At 66.1% G+C, this 18188-nt stretch carries 15 protein-coding genes; 9 read left to right on the forward strand and 6 right to left on the reverse strand.

Annotated elements, in window-relative coordinates; translation table 11 throughout:
- The first annotated feature begins 95 nt into the window (after positions 1-95).
- The 3 genes from VGV58_RS25605 to VGV58_RS25615 all read left to right on the forward strand — a co-directional run bounded on the left by VGV58_RS25605 (position 96) and on the right by VGV58_RS25615 (position 5466).
- The gene (locus tag VGV58_RS25605) at positions 96-932 is read left to right on the forward strand and encodes an alpha/beta hydrolase fold domain-containing protein (RefSeq protein ID WP_326876889.1); all 837 of its coding nucleotides are present in this window, start codon (positions 96-98) and stop codon (positions 930-932) included.
- 50 nt (positions 933-982) lie between these two features.
- Positions 983-2200 carry an efflux RND transporter periplasmic adaptor subunit gene (locus VGV58_RS25610; protein WP_326876890.1) on the forward strand — a complete coding sequence of 406 codons (1218 nt, stop codon included), beginning with the start codon at positions 983-985 and terminating at the stop codon, positions 2198-2200.
- An 80-nt stretch (positions 2201-2280) separates the two neighbouring features.
- A complete protein-coding gene (locus VGV58_RS25615) occupies positions 2281-5466 on the forward strand; it encodes an efflux RND transporter permease subunit (RefSeq protein ID WP_326876891.1) in 3186 nt (1061 codons plus the stop codon).
- A gap of 188 nt (positions 5467-5654) precedes the next feature.
- Here the strand turns inward: VGV58_RS25615 and VGV58_RS25620 are convergent, their stop codons facing one another.
- Both VGV58_RS25620 and VGV58_RS25625 read right to left on the reverse strand, forming a co-directional pair.
- Positions 5655-6515 carry a DUF3037 domain-containing protein gene (locus VGV58_RS25620; protein ID WP_326876892.1) on the reverse strand — a complete coding sequence of 287 codons (861 nt, stop codon included), beginning with the start codon at positions 6513-6515 and terminating at the stop codon, positions 5655-5657.
- Entirely contained in the window at positions 6512-7291 is a 780-nt protein-coding gene (locus VGV58_RS25625; RefSeq protein WP_326876893.1) for a HipA family kinase, read from the reverse strand. Before VGV58_RS25625 ends, VGV58_RS25620 begins: the two co-directional genes overlap by 4 nt.
- 502 nt (positions 7292-7793) lie before the next feature.
- Here VGV58_RS25625 and VGV58_RS25630 point away from each other — a divergent pair.
- The 6 genes from VGV58_RS25630 (at position 7794) to VGV58_RS25655 (ending at position 13487) form a co-directional block, all read left to right on the forward strand.
- Complete coding sequence (locus tag VGV58_RS25630) at positions 7794-8699, forward strand: DUF3108 domain-containing protein (protein WP_326876894.1); 906 nt, start codon at positions 7794-7796, stop codon at positions 8697-8699.
- A 173-nt stretch (positions 8700-8872) separates the two neighbouring features.
- A complete protein-coding gene (gene thrC, locus VGV58_RS25635; RefSeq protein ID WP_326876895.1) occupies positions 8873-10015 on the forward strand; it encodes a threonine synthase in 1143 nt (380 codons plus the stop codon).
- Between the two features lie 126 nt (positions 10016-10141).
- On the forward strand, positions 10142-11077 hold the full coding sequence (locus VGV58_RS25640) for a transporter substrate-binding domain-containing protein (protein ID WP_326876896.1): 936 nt from the start codon (positions 10142-10144) through the stop codon (positions 11075-11077).
- Between the two features lie 82 nt (positions 11078-11159).
- Entirely contained in the window at positions 11160-11825 is a 666-nt protein-coding gene (locus VGV58_RS25645; RefSeq protein ID WP_326877075.1) for an amino acid ABC transporter permease, read from the forward strand.
- A gap of 125 nt (positions 11826-11950) precedes the next feature.
- Positions 11951-12628, forward strand: coding sequence for an amino acid ABC transporter permease (locus tag VGV58_RS25650; RefSeq protein WP_326876897.1), 678 nt, complete (start codon positions 11951-11953; stop codon positions 12626-12628).
- A 76-nt stretch (positions 12629-12704) separates the two neighbouring features.
- Entirely contained in the window at positions 12705-13487 is a 783-nt protein-coding gene (locus VGV58_RS25655; RefSeq protein ID WP_326876899.1) for an amino acid ABC transporter ATP-binding protein, read from the forward strand.
- Positions 13488-13529: 42 nt separating this feature from the next.
- On the opposite strand, the gene VGV58_RS25660 is transcribed toward VGV58_RS25655, so the two are convergent.
- Genes VGV58_RS25660 through VGV58_RS25675 form a run of 4 tightly spaced genes read right to left on the reverse strand, consistent with a single transcriptional unit; the run spans position 13530 to position 18053 of the window.
- Entirely contained in the window at positions 13530-14804 is a 1275-nt protein-coding gene (locus VGV58_RS25660) for an acyl-CoA dehydrogenase family protein (protein ID WP_326876900.1), read from the reverse strand.
- An 11-nt stretch (positions 14805-14815) separates the two neighbouring features.
- Positions 14816-15856 (reverse strand): phosphotransferase family protein, encoded by a 1041-nt coding sequence (locus VGV58_RS25665; RefSeq protein WP_326876901.1) that lies wholly within the window; start codon positions 15854-15856, stop codon positions 14816-14818.
- A 47-nt stretch (positions 15857-15903) separates the two neighbouring features.
- Positions 15904-17304: a bifunctional serine/threonine-protein kinase/universal stress protein gene (locus VGV58_RS25670; protein ID WP_326876902.1), complete on the reverse strand. Its 1401-nt coding sequence runs from the start codon at positions 17302-17304 to the stop codon at positions 15904-15906.
- An 8-nt stretch (positions 17305-17312) separates the two neighbouring features.
- On the reverse strand, positions 17313-18053 hold the full coding sequence (locus tag VGV58_RS25675; protein ID WP_326876903.1) for a metallophosphoesterase family protein: 741 nt from the start codon (positions 18051-18053) through the stop codon (positions 17313-17315).
- Positions 18054-18188: the final 135 nt, after the last annotated feature.

Here is an 18188-nt window from a genome sequence, read left to right on the forward strand (position 1 = left end):
ATATGGAAATAATGTAGGAGCAGAACGGCGGTTTATTAAGCGGGGAGCATCACCTAAATCGTGATGCACCGCAACATTCGTCGGCCGTCACCGCCATGCTCGCCCCGTCCGTCCCCGAAAGCCGCTATCGCCGCGCCGTGTTCTGGCGCGAGCAGAGCGTCGCGGTCGGGCGTGAAAAGGTCGCCGGCCGGCTCTACGCGCCGGCTTCCGTGCCGGACGAGGCAGGCCTTGTCGTCCACCTCCATGGCGGCACCTTCGACAGCGGCTCGCTTGCCTCTGGCGAGGCTGTCGCGACCACGCTGGCCGAGGCCGGCGCAATCGTGATCTCGCTGCCTTACCCGCTTGCTCCGGCCAGTCCGTTCCCGCAGGCGCTCGAAGCCTCCTATGCCGCGCTCGAAAAGATCGCCCGCGACAAGGCGCGCTGGGTCGGCAAGACCGCGCCGCTCTATGTGGCGGGCGAGGAGGCCGGCGGCAATCTCGCCGCAGCGCTCGCCATGATGGCGCGCGACCGGCACGGCCCGCCGCTCGCCGGCCAGATTCTATTTTCGCCGATGCTCGATTCCTGCCTCGGCACCTATTCCTTCCGCAATGCCGAGGCCGGCCCGGTCGGCTGCCGCTGGGCCGATGGCTGGCATGCCTATCTCGGCTCGCCCGAAAAGGCGGCGCATCCCTATGCCGCTCCGGTCAATGCCGTCAGGCTGACCGGCCTCGCCCCGGCGCTGATCGTCACCGCCGAGGACGACCTGCTGCGCGACGAGAGCATCAACTATGCCCACCGGCTGAAGGCGGCCGGCGTTGACACCACCATTCGCGTCGTCGGCGGTCCGAGCCGTTGGCCGGACGCCTTCGCCGAAGGCCCCTGCGACGGCACCTGCCTGTGCGCGGCCTGTCATCACGTCAGCGAGTTCTTCACCGCGACTGCGCCGTCCTAGCACCGACAGCCGCCAGCTCTTTCAATCTCTCTCCACGAAGGACTAGACCCATGATTCTGGGAACGATCCGTCATGCCCTGTTGGGCGTTACTTTCGCCGCCGGCGTCTCGCTCGCGGCGCTCGCCGTCGCCGTCCATGGTTCCGACAAGGCGCAGGGCGACACCGCCCCCGCCGCGCCGGCCGCGACTCCTGTTTCTGTCGCTGTCGTCGAGCAGCGCGAGCTGGTCAGCTGGGCCGAATTCTCCGGCCGGCTCGAGGCGATCGAGCGCGTCGAGATCCGCTCGCGCGTCTCCGGCGTGGTCGAGCAGGTGCACTTCGCGCAGGGCGCGCTGGTCAAGCAGGGCGACCTGCTCGTCAGCATCGATCAGGCGCCCTATCAGGCCGAGTTCGAGCGTGCGCAGGCGCAGTTGCTTGCCGCCGAGGCTCGCGTCGCGCTCGCCGCAAACGAGCATGAGCGCGGCCAGAAGCTGATGTCCACGCAGAACGTCTCGCAGCGCGACCTTGATGCCCGGCTGAATGCCCTGCGCGAGGCGCAGGCCAACGAGCGCGCCGCCCGCGCCGCCCTGCAGTCGGCGCGGCTCAACCTCGATTACACTCAGATCCGCGCCCCGATCGGTGGCCGTATCGGTCGGCTGGAAGTCACCGTTGGCAACCTCGTCGCTGCCGGCGCCAATGCGCCGCTGCTGACGACGTTGGTCTCGGTCGACCCGGTCTATGCCGGCTTCAATGCCGACGAAGGCTCGCTGCTCAAGGCGCTGGCGACCCTGCCGGCCGAGCCCGGCAAGCCGCGTGACCTGAAGCGCATCCCGGTGCAGATGACCACCGCGACCAACGAGGCCGCGCCGATCTCCGGCCATCTCAACTTCGTCGATAACGGCATCGACGCCGCGACCGGCACCGTCCGCGTCCGGGCGATCTTCGACAACAAGGACGGCGCGCTGATGCCCGGCCAGTTCGTGCGCCTGCGCATGGGCCAGGCCAAGTCCGAGCCGGCCCTCGTCATCAACGAGCGCGCCGTCGGCACCGACCAGAACAAGAAGTTCGTCTTCGTCGTCAGCAAGGACCACAAGGCGCAGTGGCGCGAGGTCACCCTCGGCACGGCCGCTGAAGGGCTGCGCATCGTCACCAGCGGGCTGGAGGCCGGCGAGCAGATCGTCGTCAACGGCCTGCAGCGCATCCGCCCGGGCGCTTCCGTCGCCCCCGAGCAGGTGCCGATGGCCGAGCGCTCCGAGCTGAAGAAGCCCAAGACCGAGCTTGCGCAGCGCTAGAGCGCGCGAGCCTTTCCCAGTTCTATCGCCCCGCCGGCCGCTTCGGGACCGGCGGGGCCGCCGCCTTGAAGGGGCACCCCATGAACCTCTCGAAGTTCTTCATCGACCGGCCGATCTTCGCCGGCGTCCTCTCCGTCCTGATCTTCCTCGCCGGCCTGCTGGCGCTGCGCGCGCTGCCGATCTCGGAATATCCCGAGGTCGTGCCGCCGACCGTGGTGGTGCGCGCGCAATATCCCGGCGCCAATCCCCGCGTCATCGCCGAGACCGTGGCGACGCCGATCGAGGAGCAGATCAACGGCGTCGAGGGTATGCTCTACATGTCGAGCCAGGCGACGACCGACGGCGTGATGACGCTGAACGTCACCTTCAAGCTCGGCACCGACCCGGACAAGGCCCAGCAACTCGTCCAGAACCGGGTCAGCCAGGCCGAGCCGCGCCTGCCCGAGGAGGTGCGCCGCCTCGGCGTCACCACGATCAAGAGCTCGCCCGACCTGACGATGGTGGTGCACATCACCTCGCCGAACGGCCGCTACGACATGACCTATCTGCGCAATTACGCCGTCCTCAACGTCAAGGACCGGCTGGCGCGCATCGACGGCGTCGGCCAGGTTCAGCTCTTCGGCTCGGGCGACTATTCGATGCGCGTCTGGCTCGATCCGCAGAAGGTCGCCGAGCACGGCCTCTCGCCTTCCGACATCGTCCGCGAGATCCGCGCCCAGAACGTCCAGGCCGCGGCCGGCGTCATCGGCGCCTCGCCGAGCGGGCCGGGGCTCGATCTGCAGCTCTCGGTCAACGCGCAGGGCCGCCTCGCCAGCGAGGAGGAGTTCGGCGAGATCATCGTCAAGACCGCTCCTTCAGGCGCGGTCGTGCGCCTGAAGGACGTCTCCCGCATCGAATTGGGCGCCGCCGAATACGCTCTGCGCTCGCTGCTCAACGGCAAGTCGGCCGTCGCCGTGCCGGTCTTCCAGGCGCCGAACTCGAACGCCATCGCGATCGCTGATCAGGTTCAGGCGGTGATGAAGGAGATCAAGCAGAACATGCCCGAGGGCGTGGACTACTCGATCGTCTACGACACCACCCAGTTCGTTCGTGCCTCGATCAAGGCGGTGATCTCGACGCTGCTCGAGGCGATCGCGCTGGTCGTGCTCGTCGTCATCGTCTTCCTGCAGACCTGGCGCGCCTCGATCATCCCGCTGGTCGCCGTGCCGATCTCGGTCGTCGGCACCTTCGCGGTGATGTATCTCTTCGGCTTCTCGATCAACGCGCTCTCGCTGTTCGGCCTGGTGCTGGCGATCGGCATCGTCGTCGACGACGCCATCGTCGTGGTCGAGAATGTCGAGCGCAACATCGAGAACGGGCTCTCGCCGCGCGAAGCCACCTACAAGGCGATGCGCGAGGTCTCCGGCCCGATCATCGCGATCGCGCTCGTCCTCGTCGCGGTCTTCGTGCCGCTCGCCTTCATCAGCGGCCTGACCGGCCAGTTCTACCGCCAGTTCGCGCTCACCATCGCGATCTCGACGGTGATCTCGGCGATCAACTCGCTGACCTTGTCGCCGGCGCTCGCCGCCCTGCTGCTGCGCGGCCACGACGCGCCCAAGGACGCGCTGACCCGCGTCATGGACAAGCTGTTCGGCTGGTTCTTCCGCGGCTTCAACCGCTTCTTCAACCGCAGCTCCGAAGCCTATGGCGGCGGCGTCACCCGCATCCTCGGCCGCAAGACCGTGATGCTCGTGGTCTATGCCGGCCTCGTCGGCCTCACCGTCATGCTCTTCCAGAAGGTGCCGTCGGGCTTCGTGCCGGGCCAGGACAAGCAGTATCTCGTCGGCTTCGCGCAGCTGCCCGACGCGGCGACGCTCGACCGCACCGAGGACGTCATCCGCAAGATGGACGCGATCGCGCTGAAGCATCCCGGCGTCGAGAACGCGATCTCCTTCCCCGGCCTGTCGATCAACGGCTTCACCAACTCTTCCAATGCCGGCATCGTCTTCGTCGGCCTGAAGCCCTTCGACCAGCGCAAGGATCCCTCGCTCTCGGGCAACGCCATCGCCATGCAGCTCAACAAGGAGTTCGCCGGCATCAAGGAGGCGTTCATCGCGATGTTCCCGCCGCCGCCCGTCCAGGGCCTCGGCACCATCGGTGGCTTCAAGCTGCAGATCGAGGATCGCGCCGGCCTCGGCTACAAGGCGCTCGACGAGGCGACCAAGGCCTTCATGGCCAAGGCTGCGGCGGCGCCCGAGCTCGCCGGCATGTTCTCGAGCTTCCAGGTCAACGTTCCCCAGCTCTATGCCGACATCGACCGCACCAAGGCGCGCCAGCTCGGCGTTCCCGTCACCGATGTCTTCGAGACGCTGCAGATCTATCTGGGCTCGTCCTATGTGAACGACTTCAACAAGTTCGGCCGCACCTACACGGTGCGAGTCCAGGCCGATGCGCCCTACCGCGCCTATCAGGAGGACATCGGCAAGCTCAAGGTCCGCTCGAATTCGGGCGAGATGGTGCCGCTGTCGGCCGTGCTCAACGTGCGCACCGATGCCGGCCCCGAACGTGCCATGCGCTATAACGGCTTCCTCAGCGCCGACATCAATGCCGGCCCGGCCCCCGGCTTCTCCTCCGGCCAGGCGCAGGACGCCGTCACCCGCATCGCCGCCGAGACCCTGCCCAAGGGCTTCGCCTTCGAATGGACCGAGCTGACCTATCAGGAGATACTGGCCGGCAACTCCGCCATCCTGGTCTTCCCGGTCGCGATCCTGCTCGTCTTCCTGGTGCTGGCGGCGCAATATGAGAGCCTGACCCTGCCGGTCGCGATCCTGCTGATCATCCCGATGGGCCTGCTCGCGGCGATGGCCGGCGTCTGGTGGAGCGGCGGCGACAACAACGTCTTCACCCAGATCGGCCTCGTCGTCCTGGTCGGACTATCGGCCAAGAACGCCATCCTGATCGTCGAATTCGCGCGCGAGCTCGAATTCGAGGGCAGGACGCCGGTCGAGGCCGCAATCGAGGCCAGCCGCCTGCGCCTGCGGCCGATCCTGATGACCTCGCTCGCCTTCGTCATGGGCGTGGTGCCGCTGGTGCTCTCGACCGGGGCGGGCGCCGAGATGCGCCAGGCCATGGGCATCGCGGTCTTCGCCGGCATGATCGGCGTCACAGCCTTCGGCATCTTCCTGACGCCGGTGTTCTACGTGCTGATGCGCAAGCTGTCGGGGAATAAGCCGCTCAGGCAGCATGGGGAGGTGGGGAGCGAAAAGCACCTCGCAGAGGCGGCGTAGTGGAATGGCTGGCGGGGGCGGAGTTCTGCAATCCCGCCGGCATCTAGCTTGGCCTACGACCCCGCCGTGCCTGTGGGCGAGGCGGGGTTACCACTATTTGGGACGTTGAAGATGGCGCCCGCCAAGCGTGCTGTCTCGCATCAAGTGGCGGTCGATCCAGTTATTACAGGCTTGAGTAACCAATTAAATTATTCGAGGTGTGCCTCATGCGCGCGAACCTCATCCTCGATCTGAGCGACCAATTCATCAACTTGGTCCTCTTCGAATATTTCGGGCGAGCCCGGTGCCTTCTTCAGGATCGCGAGTGCGGATTTATACGCATTTGACAATTCGCTTCGCGATGGGCCGCAGACGATGAAGTGAGGTTTAAACACCTCGGTTGCTCCGTCACTCGCGGACAGAAGGTGGCCTGCCCACTCCCGCGCCTTTGTTTTGATCCCATCGGAATCAGCGAGATCAAAGGAGAGAGCCTCATAGACGTGCCAGACACTATTCTTCCAAGCATGCTTGAAGACAATCTCGTCGACGGTGCCGACGATCGTCTTTTCCTGAAGTTGGACAGACAGGTTCTGCTCTTCCAATTTCTGGCGCACTGGACGCCAGACATCGTCGTCCGAGCGCCGACGCAAGGATCGCACGTCGTAACGCGATACGAAGCGGTCGTAGAGACGCGCAAGCGTTTTCTCAGGGTCGCTCGTCAGGCCAGAACCGGCCGGCGATGACCACTGCAGCGCACTATCATCCTTGGGCAAAGCGCGCGCGACCATGCCGACTGCATCGGCCTCGGATGAAAATAGCCCTTCGGTCTTCGTGGCTTTGGCGAGGGTCGCGAGGCTGCGTTCAGTCGCCCGCATGGCGCGCGTAAACGCCTCGCGATCCAGATCGGGAAAGACCCCTCTCAGGCGGGGGCCCATCGAGGTTCGGACACGCGAGAGGACGGAGCCAGTAGATGGCACGTAGATGACCACGCCGACGTTGACGAACTCAGCCGTCACGACGTCATGCACATAGCGCAAGACCGCATATGTGTAGGTCTGCTTGTCCATCATTCCAGAACTCGTCTCGCTTCCGCGATGCAGCCGTCGATATTATCCCGCGCGTCTCGTATCAGAGCCAGCGCGCTGTCAATATCCGCCCCTTCGGCGGACCACTCTCCCGGCACCGCGGCACCATAGGCCCGAAGCCGATCATCCGACAAGGATCGCCATGCAGCCCCGATCGGCTCGAAATCGATATTCCGGTTACGCAGGACGTCTCGAAAAATATGAAATCCGGGCGTTTCCATCACGTTAAGACCACCAAGTTGCCAAGGTGGCCTCCAGAACAGAATCTGGCCATGGGCAAAGGCCAACTCGTGATCGATAATTCTGATCTCGTCGCCCCTAACTAGGCAGTTCGGGTTTATGAGCCGTCGGTCAGGGTTCTGTATGATACAGTCGAAAACGAAAGCCGCCGCCGCGATGCCCACCATATCGTCCAGAAGGCGAGTGCCGCTCGACCAGGCAGTATATTGATTGCCAAGATACTTGGAGCCGAAGGCTATACGCGAACTGCGGGCAACCAGCTCTCGATACCCCGCATCTACGATGATGTTGGCCCAGTCAGGCGAAATTTCAAGAAGGAATGGCTGCGGAACCGGCAGCTCAAGGTCTGCGGCGAGGCAGGCGGCGACCACTTCTCGCGCTAGGCTCGTGACGCCGAGATCACATCCGGCCGAGAATTTCGCTACAACTTCGACAATGTCGCCTTCCGCCGTTTCGCATGTGACGATGGCCGGTCTTGTCCGGCCTGACCCTGTCGGCTTGTTGAACTCGATCGGCGTCAAGCGTGTGAGCAAAACTGACGCTCCAGAGTTTGGGCTGGTTCTTCCTTCATAGAATCACTTGCGCATGTCGAATATGCTCAAATCACGTTGTCAAAAGCCGTTAAAAACGCAAGTGAGCACTTGAATACGTGTATGAGAATCGCCTCCAACTCTACTCACCACCTTGACCCAAGGCCGCGCCAACTCCTGTTCCGTAAACGTCCTCGCCCGTTTTCCTTGCGCTTTTTGATCTCGGTGCAGGCGATGGTGCGCAGATGCCCGGTCCGTTGATGAAGCGCAGGGGCTGGCGGTAGGGAGACATCGGTGGCGAAGGGCGTGTCGCTGGCGAGCCCGCCGGCACTGAGACCCTCCATCGCCCTATCCGCATCTGCAACACGTCGCGCCTTCGTGCATGGCGGGGCGCTCGTCGTCCGCGCTACAACGGCACATCGCCTCGGCCCTATGACACCGGGCGGTCACGCGGAGGGAAGGGGACCTGCCGGTCCTGTGCGGGATGATGCGGATGCTCGGGCGCAACTTCGACAGCGACGGTGCCGAGGACCTGCGGAGCTGTGCAGCCTCTCCGGCGACGGTGGTGAGGCCTGAGCGCGGCGGGAGGGCAGCCGGCATCGCATCGAGACAGGCCAGGGCCATCGCGGCAGGCGCCCTGATCGCCGGCGCGCTCGCCTGCGCCGTGCCTTCGGCCGCTTCGGCGCGCGAGATGCGCCTTCGCTACGATGTCACGGTGCTCGGCGGGGTCTCGCTCGGCGAGATCGAGGTGACCTCGATGCTCGACCGCGCCGGCTATCGCATCGAGATCCGCACGCGCCCCTACCGGGCGGCACAGCTCGTCGGGGCTGCCGAGCAATCCGGCAAGGTCGAAGGCCGCTGGGGCCGCAGCGGTCCCGAGCCGCGGCTCTATCAGGCGAATGGCTCATGGCGCGGCCGGGCCTATGTCAGCGAGATGCACTATCCGCGCGGCGTGCCGACGATCCGGCGGCAGGAGCCGTCGAACGAGGATCGCGAGGCCGTCCCGCCCGAACTGATCCGCGGCACGGTCGACTCGCTCTCCGGCGTCGCCGGGATGCTGAAGAAGGTGGCGGAGAGCGAGGCCTGCGACGGCTCGACGGCGATCTATGACGGCCGCCGCCGCTCGGTCGCGGTCATGACCTCCTCGGCCAAGGTGCAGGTCAGCGACCAGGGCCCGTTGAACGGCCGCGCGCTGAACTGCGGCTTCACCGTCCGGACCATCGCCGGCTTCCGGCATGACGATGACCGCGAGGCGGCGATGCGGCCCCTGAAGGGCTCGGTTCTGATCGCGCTGCGCGAGGGCGGCGAGTTTCCGCTGCCCCTGCGCTTCGAGGTCGAGACGCGCTGGTTCGGCACGGTCGCGGTCCAGCTCGCCGGGCCGCCTGTCGCGGCCGATTGAGCGCTGGCGCTCGGGCTGCGCCAAGCCTCCGGGCAGATCAAGCCCCCCGGACAGATGCAGGGCGGCCCACCGCAAACGGGCGCAGTGTCGGCCGGCATTTTCGGTCTAGGCTGAAGCCATGGCGGCCTTGCGAGGGCAGGGTTGCCGGCCGACAGCCTGGAGGAGTGCTCGCGATGGAACTGCGCTGCGTCGATTGCACGACGACCTATCCGCCAGTGCTGCTCTATCGCTGCAAGGCCTGTGGCGGCATCCTGGAGACCGTCGGTGACGACGACACGCCGGGCGTCTCGCTCGGTGAGAGTGTCACGCCGCTGCTGCGGGCCCGCCGGATCGAGGCCTCGCTGCCCGGCTTTTCCGGCGAGATCTGGCTGAAGGACGAGACCCGCAACCCGTCCGGCTCGTTCAAGGACCGGCTCGTCGGCGCCGCCATGGGCCGGGCGCTCGCGCTCGGCATCCGCAAGGTCGTCTGCGCCTCCTCCGGCAATGCCGGGGCAGCGACTGCCGCCTACGCCGCCCGCGCCGGCATTCCGGCCGTGATCATCGTGCCGGCGCATACGCCGCTCGGCAAGGTGACGCAGATCGCGGCCTATGGCGCGATCCTGCTGCTGGTCGAAGGGCATTACAGCCGCTCCTACGATCTCGCCCTCGCTTTGGCCGAGCGGCACGGCTTCGCTAACCTGACCACCACCTTCATCAACCCCTACGCCGTCGCCGGCCTCACCGCCGTCGGCACCGAGCTCATCGAGCAGCTCGGCGGCGCGCCGAGCCATGTGCTGGTGCCGACCGGCAGCGGCCCGCTGGTCAAGGGCGTCCGGCAAGGCATCGCCGCTGCCGGCGGCACGACCAGATTGATCGCCGTGCAGGCAGAGGGCTGCGCACCGATCGTGCAGGCCTTCGAGGCCGGGGCCGGGGAGGTGACCGCCTGGGGCACGCCGCAGACCATCGCCTCCGGCATCAGCGACCCGCTGATCGGCTATGAGCGCGACGGCACCTATACGCTGAAGCTGGTCCGCGAGAGCGGTGGCCTGGCGATCGCGGTCGGCGACGAGGAGCTACGCGAGGCGATGCAACTGCTCGCCCGCAGCGAAGGACTCTATGCCGAGCCGACCGGTGCGAGCCCGATCGCGGCGCTGCCGCGCCTGCTGGCGCAAGGCGCGCTGCCGCCAGGTTCGCGCGTCGTCTGCATGGTGACGGGGCATGGATTCAAGGACGGCAAGGTCTACCAGGAGATGCCTGTGCGGACCCACAAGGTTGCGGATCCCACCGATATCGCCGCGGTCGCCGGGCTTTGCGAGGCGGCGCTGGCAGCCGCCTGACGACTTTGACGGTTCCCTAGAGGCAGCTCGAATTATCCGGCTTTGCATCCGGCACTTTTCTTGCGACGCTCGCCTCGCTGCAGGCCGAACGCTGCAGGGCACGTGGATCAAAGAGGGGAGTTCGTGATGGGCATTCATGACGACAAGGCTTTGGACGGCGCCACTCCCCCCAAGGACGAGGGCCTGACGCTGGAGCGCCGCAGCCTGTTCGGCCTTGGCCTCGCCGGCGCCGCGATCGGCGCGGCGGCCGGCGGGCTGCTCACCCCTGCCTCGGCCCAGGCCCAGACGGTGGCCAAGAGCAAGCTCTATACCATCAAGGAACGCGGCAAGCTGATCGTCGGCACCGGCAGCACCAACCCGCCCTGGCACTTCCAGGACGCCAGCGGCAAGCTCGTCGGCATGGATATCGACCTCGCCCGCCTCCTAGCGAAAGGCCTGTTCGACGACTACGAGAAGGTCGAGTTCGTGCTGCAGGGCTCCGACGCCCGCATCCCGAGCCTGGTCACCGACAAGGTCGACATCGTCGTGCAATGGATGACGGTGACGCCGGGCCGGGCCCAGCAGGTCGACTTCACCATCCCCTATTATCGCGAGGGCGTCGGCCTGCTGATGCTGGCCCGCGGCGGCAAGTACAAGAACTATGAGGAGCTGAAGGCGGCCGGCAAGGAGGTCTCGGTCGGCGGCATGCAGAACGTCTTCCTCGAGGAATGGATCCACAAGGCGCTGCCGGGATCCAAGGTCGATGCCTTCGACAGCCCGGACGCGGCGATGCAGGCGCTGAATGCCCGCCGCATCGACGCCTCGATGCAGGATCAGTCGGCGATGCGCTGGCTGATGCAGCAGGCGCCCGGCCGCTTCGTCGATTCCGGTTTCGGCTGGATGCCGAACTCCTATGCCTCGGCGGTGAAGCCCGGCGACCCGACCTGGCTGAACTGGGTCAACACCGCCTATAAGGAGGCGATGATGGGCGTCGATTTCGACTATTTCGCCGCCTCCTACAAGAAGTGGTTCGGCATCGAGCTGCCGATCCCCAAGGTTGGCTTCCCGCAGGAATTCGCCTGATCCCGCATTCGCCTGATCGCAACGTGGCGATGGCGGGCCGGACGTCCGGCCCGCCGCTTTCGGGATCTTCGCGACAGCCATGATCGACTACCATTTCGACTGGTCCGTCATCGCACGGAACTGGGACAAGCTGACCGACGCGCTCCTGCTGGGGCTCTGGCTGGCGGTGATCTCGCTGGCGATCGGCTGCATCATCGGCATCCTCACCGCCTATGCCCGGCTTTCGGGTAAGAAATGGCTCTCAGGTCCGGTCTGGGCCTATGTCGAGTTCATCCGCTGCACGCCGCTGCTGCTGCTGATCTTCTTCCTGTATTTCGGCCTGCCCGAATTCGACGTGAACTTCCTGAACAAGACCGAAAGCTTCGTGCTCTCGCTCTCGCTCTATGCCGGCGCCTACATGTCCGAGGTCTTCCGCGCCGGGCTCTCCTCGATCCCCAAGCAATATGTCGAGGCGGCCAAGGCGATCGGCCTGCGGCCCTGGCAACGCCAGGCCTATGTCGTGCTGCCGGTGATGTTCCGGATCACCCTGCCGGCGGTCAGCAACAACCTGATCTCGCTGTTCAAGGATACCTCGCTGGCAGCCGCGATCGCCGTGCCGGAGCTGACCTTCGTCGCCCGGCAGATCAACGCCAACACCTTTCGGGTCATGGAGGTCTGGCTGACCGCGAGCGCGCTTTATCTCGCCACCGCCTATCTCATCGCCATCTTGCTGCGCATGGTCGAGCGCCGCTACGCCTCGATCCGCTAGAGCAGGATACGAAAAAGTGGAAACCGGTTTTTCGCAGCAATCCTGCTCTAAACTCTTAGAATCGATCACATTTTATGATCTTGGATCGAATCGATCCAAGATCATCGTGATCTAGGGGGCACGCGATGGATTTCTCGATGGCTCCCGGCACCTTCCTGTTCGAGGCCTGGCAGGCCCGCGCCTCGCTGCTCTCCGGTCTCGGCGTCACCCTCCTCAGTTCGGCGCTGAGCATTGTCATGGCGACCTTCTGCGGCATCCTGATGGGGGTCGCACTGTCCTATGGCTGGTGGTGGTTGAAGCTGCTGTCCCGGCTCTATGTCGACCTGATGCGCGGCATCCCGGTGCTCGTGCTGATCCTGTTCACCTATTACGGGCTCGCCTTGTTCGGCGTGAACGTCGCCGCCTTCTGGGCCGGCGTCATCGCGCTCGGCGCCTTCGCCACGGCCCATGTCGCCGAGAACTTCCGCGGCGCGGTCGAATCCGTGCCGGCCGGACAGATGGAGGCGGCCAAGGCGATCGGCCTCACCTTCGGCAGGCGCCTGTACTACGTGATCCTGCCGCAGGCCTTCCGGCGCATGCTGCCGCCCTGGGTCAACACCGGGCTCGAGATCGTCAAGGGTACGACGCTGCTCTCGATCATCGGCGTCGTCGAATTGCTGCTCTCGGCCCAGCAGCAGATGGCGCGGAACTACATGATCGTCGAGTTCTACCTGCTGACGATGGTGCTCTACCTGATCATCAATTTCGCGCTGGCGCAGCTCGGCGCGCTGCTCGAACGCAAGACCTCCTATCTGCGCTATTGAAGCCACTCCAGCAAAAGTGCGTAGCGGTTTTGCGTCCGGAGTTGCTCTGAAACCTTGAAACGGGACGCGACTGCCGATGACCGAGACTGCGCTGCTTCAGGCCACCAATGTCCGCAAGCATTTTGGTCAGATCGAAGTGCTGAAAGGCATCGACCTCACCGTCAAACAGGGGCAGGTCGTCTCGCTGATCGGCGCGTCTGGCTCGGGCAAGACCACCTTCCTGCGCTGCGTCAACCTGCTGGAGGAGCACGATGGCGGCGAAATCCTGCTCGACGGCGACCCGATCGGCTATCGGATGGCAGGCGAGACGCGCAAGCGCCTGAGCGAGACGAAGATCTCGGCCCAGCGCGCTCGCATCGGCATGGTCTTCCAGCAGTTCAACCTGTTCCCGCATCTCACTGCCGGGCAGAACGTCATGCTCGGCTTGACCAAGGTACAGGGCAAGAGCACGGCCGAGGCTAAGGAAATTGCCGATCATTGGCTCGGCCGTGTCGGTCTCGCCGAGCGTCGCGACCACTACCCCTATCAGCTCTCGGGCGGCCAGCAGCAGCGCGTCGCGATCGCCCGCGCCGTCGCCATGCAGCCACGTCTGCTGCTCTTCGACGAGGTCACCTCGGCGCTTGACCCGGAGCTGGTGGCCGAGGTGCTCGGCGTGATGCAGGCGCTCGCCGAATCCGGCATGACCATGCTGCTGGTCAGCCATGAGATGCTCTTCGTCCGCGAGGTGTCGCACCACGTTCTGTTCCTCGACCAGGGCCGGGTCGCACAGGCGGGGGCGCCATCCGAAGTCTTCGACAATCCCGAAAGTGAGCGCCTGCGCAGCTTCCTCGGTCGCTTCCACGGCATTTTCAGCCGTTGACTTGGCCTGCCGGAATGACGGCATGGATCCGGTCGGCCGAGTTCAGGATTCGGTCGGCTTCACCCAAGGCCGCACCACGCCCTGCTCAGCGAAGGTGCTGCGGTTGCTCTCCTTGCGCTTCCTGATCTCGGCGCGGGCGATGGTGCGCAAATGGACCTCGTCCGGCCCGTCGATGAAGCGCAGGGCTCGGCCCCAGGAGTAGATGAAGGCGAGCGGGGTATCGTTCGAGAGCCCGCCGGCGCCAAAGACCTGCATCGCCCGGTCGGCGATCTTCGTCTGCAGCCGCGTCGCCGCGACCTTGATCGCCGAGACCTCGGTGCGGGCGGCCTTGTTGCCCTGCTTGTCCATCATCCAGGCGGCGCGCAGGCAGAGCAGGCGGGCCTGGTCGATTTCCATGCGCCCTTCGGCGATCCAGTCCTGGACATTGGCGTAATCGGCAAGGTTGCGGCCGAAGGCCTTTCGCTCCAGCGCGCGCTCGACCATCAGTTCGAGCGCGACCTCGCATTGGCCGATGGTGCGCATGCAATGATGGATGCGCCCCGGCCCGAGCCGCGCCTGCGCCAGCGCGAAGCCCGCGCCTTCCTCGCCGAGCAGGTTCGCGGCCGGCACGCGGACATTGGTGAAGTCGGTCTCGGTGTGGCCCTCGATCGAATAATGGTTCAGCAGCGGCAGGTTGCGCATCACCGTCAGGCCGGGCGAATCCATCGGCACGATGATCATGCTGTGGCGCTTGTGCGGATCGGCCTCAGGACGCGGGTCGGACAGGCCCATGACGATGCAGAATTTCACCTTCGGGTGCAGCGCCCCTGTCGTCCACCATTTGCGGCCGTTGACGACGTAATGGTCGCCGTCGCGGATGATGGTGGTCTGCAGATTGGTCGGGTCGGAGGAGGCGACGCCCGGCTCGGTGATCCCCACGCAGGAGCGGATCTCGCCATTGAGCAGCGGGTTCAGCCAGCGTTCGCGCTGCGCTGGCGTCGCAAACATATGCAGGATTTCCATGTTGCCGGTGTCGGGGGCGTTGCAGTTGAACACCTCCGAGGACCAGTAGAACCGGCCCATGATCTCGGCGAGCGGGGCGTATTCGAGATTGGTCAGGCGCGTGCCGGGCTCGTCGGCCTTGAGCGCCGGCAGGAAGAGATTCCAGAGCCCTTCGGCCTTCGCCTTGGCCTTGAGGTCGTCGATCAGCGCGCTGGGATAGCTGTTGGCCTCGACCTCATGCTTCCAGGCGGCGTCGGCTGGCTGGATATGGGCGTCCATGAAGGCCTGCAGCTTGACGCGCAGCTCCTCGACCCTGGCCGAATAGGCGAAATCCATGGCGTCCCTCGTCAGTTCGTCTGGTCGATCAGCGCTTCCGCGCGCTGCGCAAAGCTCTCCGCCATCGCGCCGACCACGACGGCGTTCTCGGCGGCGGCGTTGCCGGTCTTCGCCCGCGCCGCGATGCCATCGAGGATGACGGCGAAGCGGAACAGCGAGAAGGCCAGGTGGAAGCGGCCCGGCCCCTGCGCCCGCCCGGCGGCGGCGCAATAGCGGGAGATGTACTCGTCCTGCGTCGGTATCCCCAGCGCCTCGCGATCGAGCCCGACAATGCCGGCATACATCTGCGGCGTCGAATGCCAGGGCAGGCAGGAGAAGGCGACGTCCGAGAGCGGATGGCCGAGCGTCGAGAGCTCCCAGTCGAGCACGGCGACGATCCTTGGCGCATCGGCCGCGAACATCAGGTTGCCCAACCGGAAATCGCCATGGACGATGGTTGTGTCCGGCGTCTCGTCGAGGTTTGAGCCGAGCCAGTCGATCAATCGATCGATCGCCGGAATCTCGCGCGTCCGCGTCTCGCGCCATTGCCGGCCCCAGCGCGCCAGCTGGCGGGCATAGTAGTTGCCGGGCTTGCCGAAGTCGGAAAGGCCCGCTGCCTGCCAGTCGAAGCCATGCAGCGCCGCCAGCGCCTCGGCCATGGCGAAGTACATCGCGCGCCGCTCGTCAGGCGCGACGCCGGGCAGAGCGGTATCATGGAAGACGCGGCCTTCCAGCCGCTCCATCAGGTAGAACGGCGTGCCGACGACATCATCGGCCTCGTACAGCAGCAGGACGGGCGGCACTGGCACGGGCGAGCCGGCGAGCGCTTTCAGGATGCGGTATTCGCGCTCGACTGCATGGGCCGAGGGCAGCAGCGGCCCCGGCGGCTTCTTGCGCAGCACGAGCCTGGTGCCGGCATCGGAATAGGAGACGAAGAAGGTCGGGTTCGACTGGCCGCCGCTGATCCGCTCGACCGCCATGCGGCCTTCAGTGCAGTCGGGCAAGGCGGAGCGCAGGAAGGCATCCAGCCGGGCGGGATCGAATTCGGGCGGGGCGGAGGAGGCTGCCTGCATGTCCGGCATATTCGGGAGGAGCGGCGGGGAGGTCAACGCGCGTCAGCTCACTCCTCGCTGCCGCCTTTCACCCGAACCACCGACACCGAGCAATGCGCCTCGGCGACGACCTTGGTCGAGACGCTGCCGAGATGGCGGCGAACGGCGGAAGAGGAGCGGGCGCCGAGCACGATATGGTCGATGTCGTTGTGCTCGGCATAGCGCAGGATCGCATCGGCGGCGCTGACCGCCTCGATGACATGGTAACTGACCCGGTCTTCAGGCAGATGCAGCGGCCGCGCCCAGTCCTTCAGCGCCACGAGACGGCCGATATAGAGCGAGCGGCCTTCCGCATCGACGGTCCTGGTTTCGCCGAGGATCTCGGTCTTGAGCACCGTCAGGCAGGCGAGCGAGGAATCCGGGCGCGCTGCCAGCAGCCGGCTGGTCTCGGCGAGGATTGTCGCCGCGAGCGCATCCGGGCCTTCCGAGAGATCGACCGCGGTCAGCACGAGCGAGGGGCCGGCCTTGCGTCGAGCGACCGTTGGAGCGCCCGTGACGTCGGCTTCGTCGCGCTTCTGGAACAGGTCGACCAGCCGCTTGCCGAGGCTGCGCTCTTCGGCGGTCGGGCGCTTGCGCGCGACGGTGACCTGCTCGGGATGGCGCAGGTCGAAGGCGAGCCTGGTGGCATCGGCATAGCGCCGGCCGCGATCGACCTCGAGGCAGCGGGAGACGATCGCTTCGAGCCAGGCCGGCGCCTGCTCGCTGACGGCGCGCAGCGGCTTGGGTGCGTGATAGAGACGCCGCTTCATGCCAGGCACGGTCTTCGGCCGCCCGAACGGCTCCTCGCCCGAAGCCATCTGATAGAGCAGGCAGCCGAGCGCGAAGAGATCGCTCGCCGGGTCGGAACGCTCGCCCAGGACCTGCTCGGGCGCGATATAGGCCGATGTCCCCATCGGCTCGGAGCTCTCCTCGCCGAGCAGATCAGGCAATTCGGCATGGCGCGCGAGGCCGAAATCGAGCAGCACCGCGCCCTTCTCGGTCAGGATCACATTCTCGGGCTTGAGGTCGAGATGGACGACGTTCTGCCGGTGCAGATCGGCCAGCGCCGTCGCGATCGCGATGCCGATGCGCTGGACCTCGGCGAAGGGCAAAGGCGCCTGCCTGATGCGATCGGCCAGGCTTGTCCCGGCGACAAGGCCCATGGCGATGAAGGGGAGGCGGGAAAGATCGCCCGAAGCGACGAAGCGCGGCACATGCGGCCCCGACAGGCGCTTATGGATCAGCACCTCGGTCTCGTAGCCGACGATGGCCGAGACGTCGGCGCCGGGGTCGAGCACCGGGATCTTCACGACGAGCGGGCCGGGATGCTCCGGATGGCGGGCATGCCAGAGGCTCGCCATGCCACCAGCTTTCAGCCGCTCGCCGAGCGTGAAGCCGTCGATGACCGAGCCGGTGTGAGGCCGTTCCATCTTGCCCCCTATCTGCCGATCTGCAGGCGCAGGCCGAGCCAGTCCGGCAGGCCCGCCGCCCTGATCTTCCGCGCGGTTTCCTGGGTGTCATAGGGCACGCGCACCATGGTGACTTCCCGCGTTCGTGTATCGAGCAAGGTGAAGCAGGCGGCCGGATCGCCATCGCGCGGCTGGCCGACGGCGCCGACCACGACGACATGCCGGTGCACGGCCGAAAGCGGTGCCGGCACATTGCGTAGCGGAATGAACGCCACCGGCTCGCGTCCGGCTCTGGCGTAAAAGATCGTCGGTAGATGGGTATGGCCGCAGACCACGGTCGCTGCATCCGTCGCCGCGAGGCAGGCTTCGGCGCTGCGGAGGTCGCGGACATAGTGCCAGGCAGCGGGATCGCGGGCGCTGGCATGGACGAAGAGCACGCTGCCGAGCTCGGCCGTCAGCAGCAGGCCACCCAGGAAGGCTTTCTGCTCGGGGCTGAGCTGCGCCCCGGTCCACAGCGCCGCCTCATGCGCGTTAGGCGTCATGCCAGAAGGGCCATGCACGGCGGCTTCGTCATGATTGCCGCGGATCGCGATCGCGCCGGCTGCGACGAGCTCTCGCGCCGCATCTGCGCAAAATCCGGGCTCGGGGCCGTAGCCGACGATGTCGCCGAGCAGCACCAGCCGGTCGGGCGCGAGCCGGCGCGCGGCTGCTAGGACCGCCTCGAACGCCTCGCGGTTGGCATGGATGTCGGAGAGGATGGCGATCCGCATTCAGTGTCCGGGCCCGAATCCGGGAAGGCCGCATGGTGGCAGCGCCGAAGCCGGCTTGGCCAGCGCGCCTTTCGGCTCAGGCGGCCGCTTGCGGGTTGATCGTGTTCGGCCCGGCTGCGATACTGCTCGTCCAAT

It is taken from the genome of Allobosea sp. (assembly GCF_035944895.1).
Lineage (GTDB): Bacteria > Pseudomonadota > Alphaproteobacteria > Rhizobiales > Beijerinckiaceae > Allobosea.

Bases quoted from the DNA above. Each gene is read 5' to 3' on its own strand.
- VGV58_RS25605 (WP_326876889.1), top strand. From the start codon at position 96: ATGCTCGCCCCGTCCGTCCCCGAAAGCCGCTATCGCCGCGCCGTGTTC.
- VGV58_RS25610 (WP_326876890.1), top strand. From the start codon at position 983: ATGATTCTGGGAACGATCCGTCATGCCCTGTTGGGCGTTACTTTCGCC.
- VGV58_RS25615 (WP_326876891.1), top strand. From the start codon at position 2,281: ATGAACCTCTCGAAGTTCTTCATCGACCGGCCGATCTTCGCCGGCGTC.
- VGV58_RS25620 (WP_326876892.1), bottom strand. From the start codon at position 6,515: ATGATGGACAAGCAGACCTACACATATGCGGTCTTGCGCTATGTGCAT.
- VGV58_RS25630 (WP_326876894.1), top strand. From the start codon at position 7,794: ATGCTCGGGCGCAACTTCGACAGCGACGGTGCCGAGGACCTGCGGAGC.
- thrC (WP_326876895.1), top strand. From the start codon at position 8,873: ATGGAACTGCGCTGCGTCGATTGCACGACGACCTATCCGCCAGTGCTG.
- VGV58_RS25640 (WP_326876896.1), top strand. From the start codon at position 10,142: ATGGGCATTCATGACGACAAGGCTTTGGACGGCGCCACTCCCCCCAAG.
- VGV58_RS25650 (WP_326876897.1), top strand. From the start codon at position 11,951: ATGGATTTCTCGATGGCTCCCGGCACCTTCCTGTTCGAGGCCTGGCAG.
- VGV58_RS25655 (WP_326876899.1), top strand. From the start codon at position 12,705: ATGACCGAGACTGCGCTGCTTCAGGCCACCAATGTCCGCAAGCATTTT.
- VGV58_RS25660 (WP_326876900.1), bottom strand. From the start codon at position 14,804: ATGGATTTCGCCTATTCGGCCAGGGTCGAGGAGCTGCGCGTCAAGCTG.
- VGV58_RS25665 (WP_326876901.1), bottom strand. From the start codon at position 15,856: ATGCAGGCAGCCTCCTCCGCCCCGCCCGAATTCGATCCCGCCCGGCTG.
- VGV58_RS25670 (WP_326876902.1), bottom strand. From the start codon at position 17,304: ATGGAACGGCCTCACACCGGCTCGGTCATCGACGGCTTCACGCTCGGC.
- VGV58_RS25675 (WP_326876903.1), bottom strand. From the start codon at position 18,053: ATGCGGATCGCCATCCTCTCCGACATCCATGCCAACCGCGAGGCGTTC.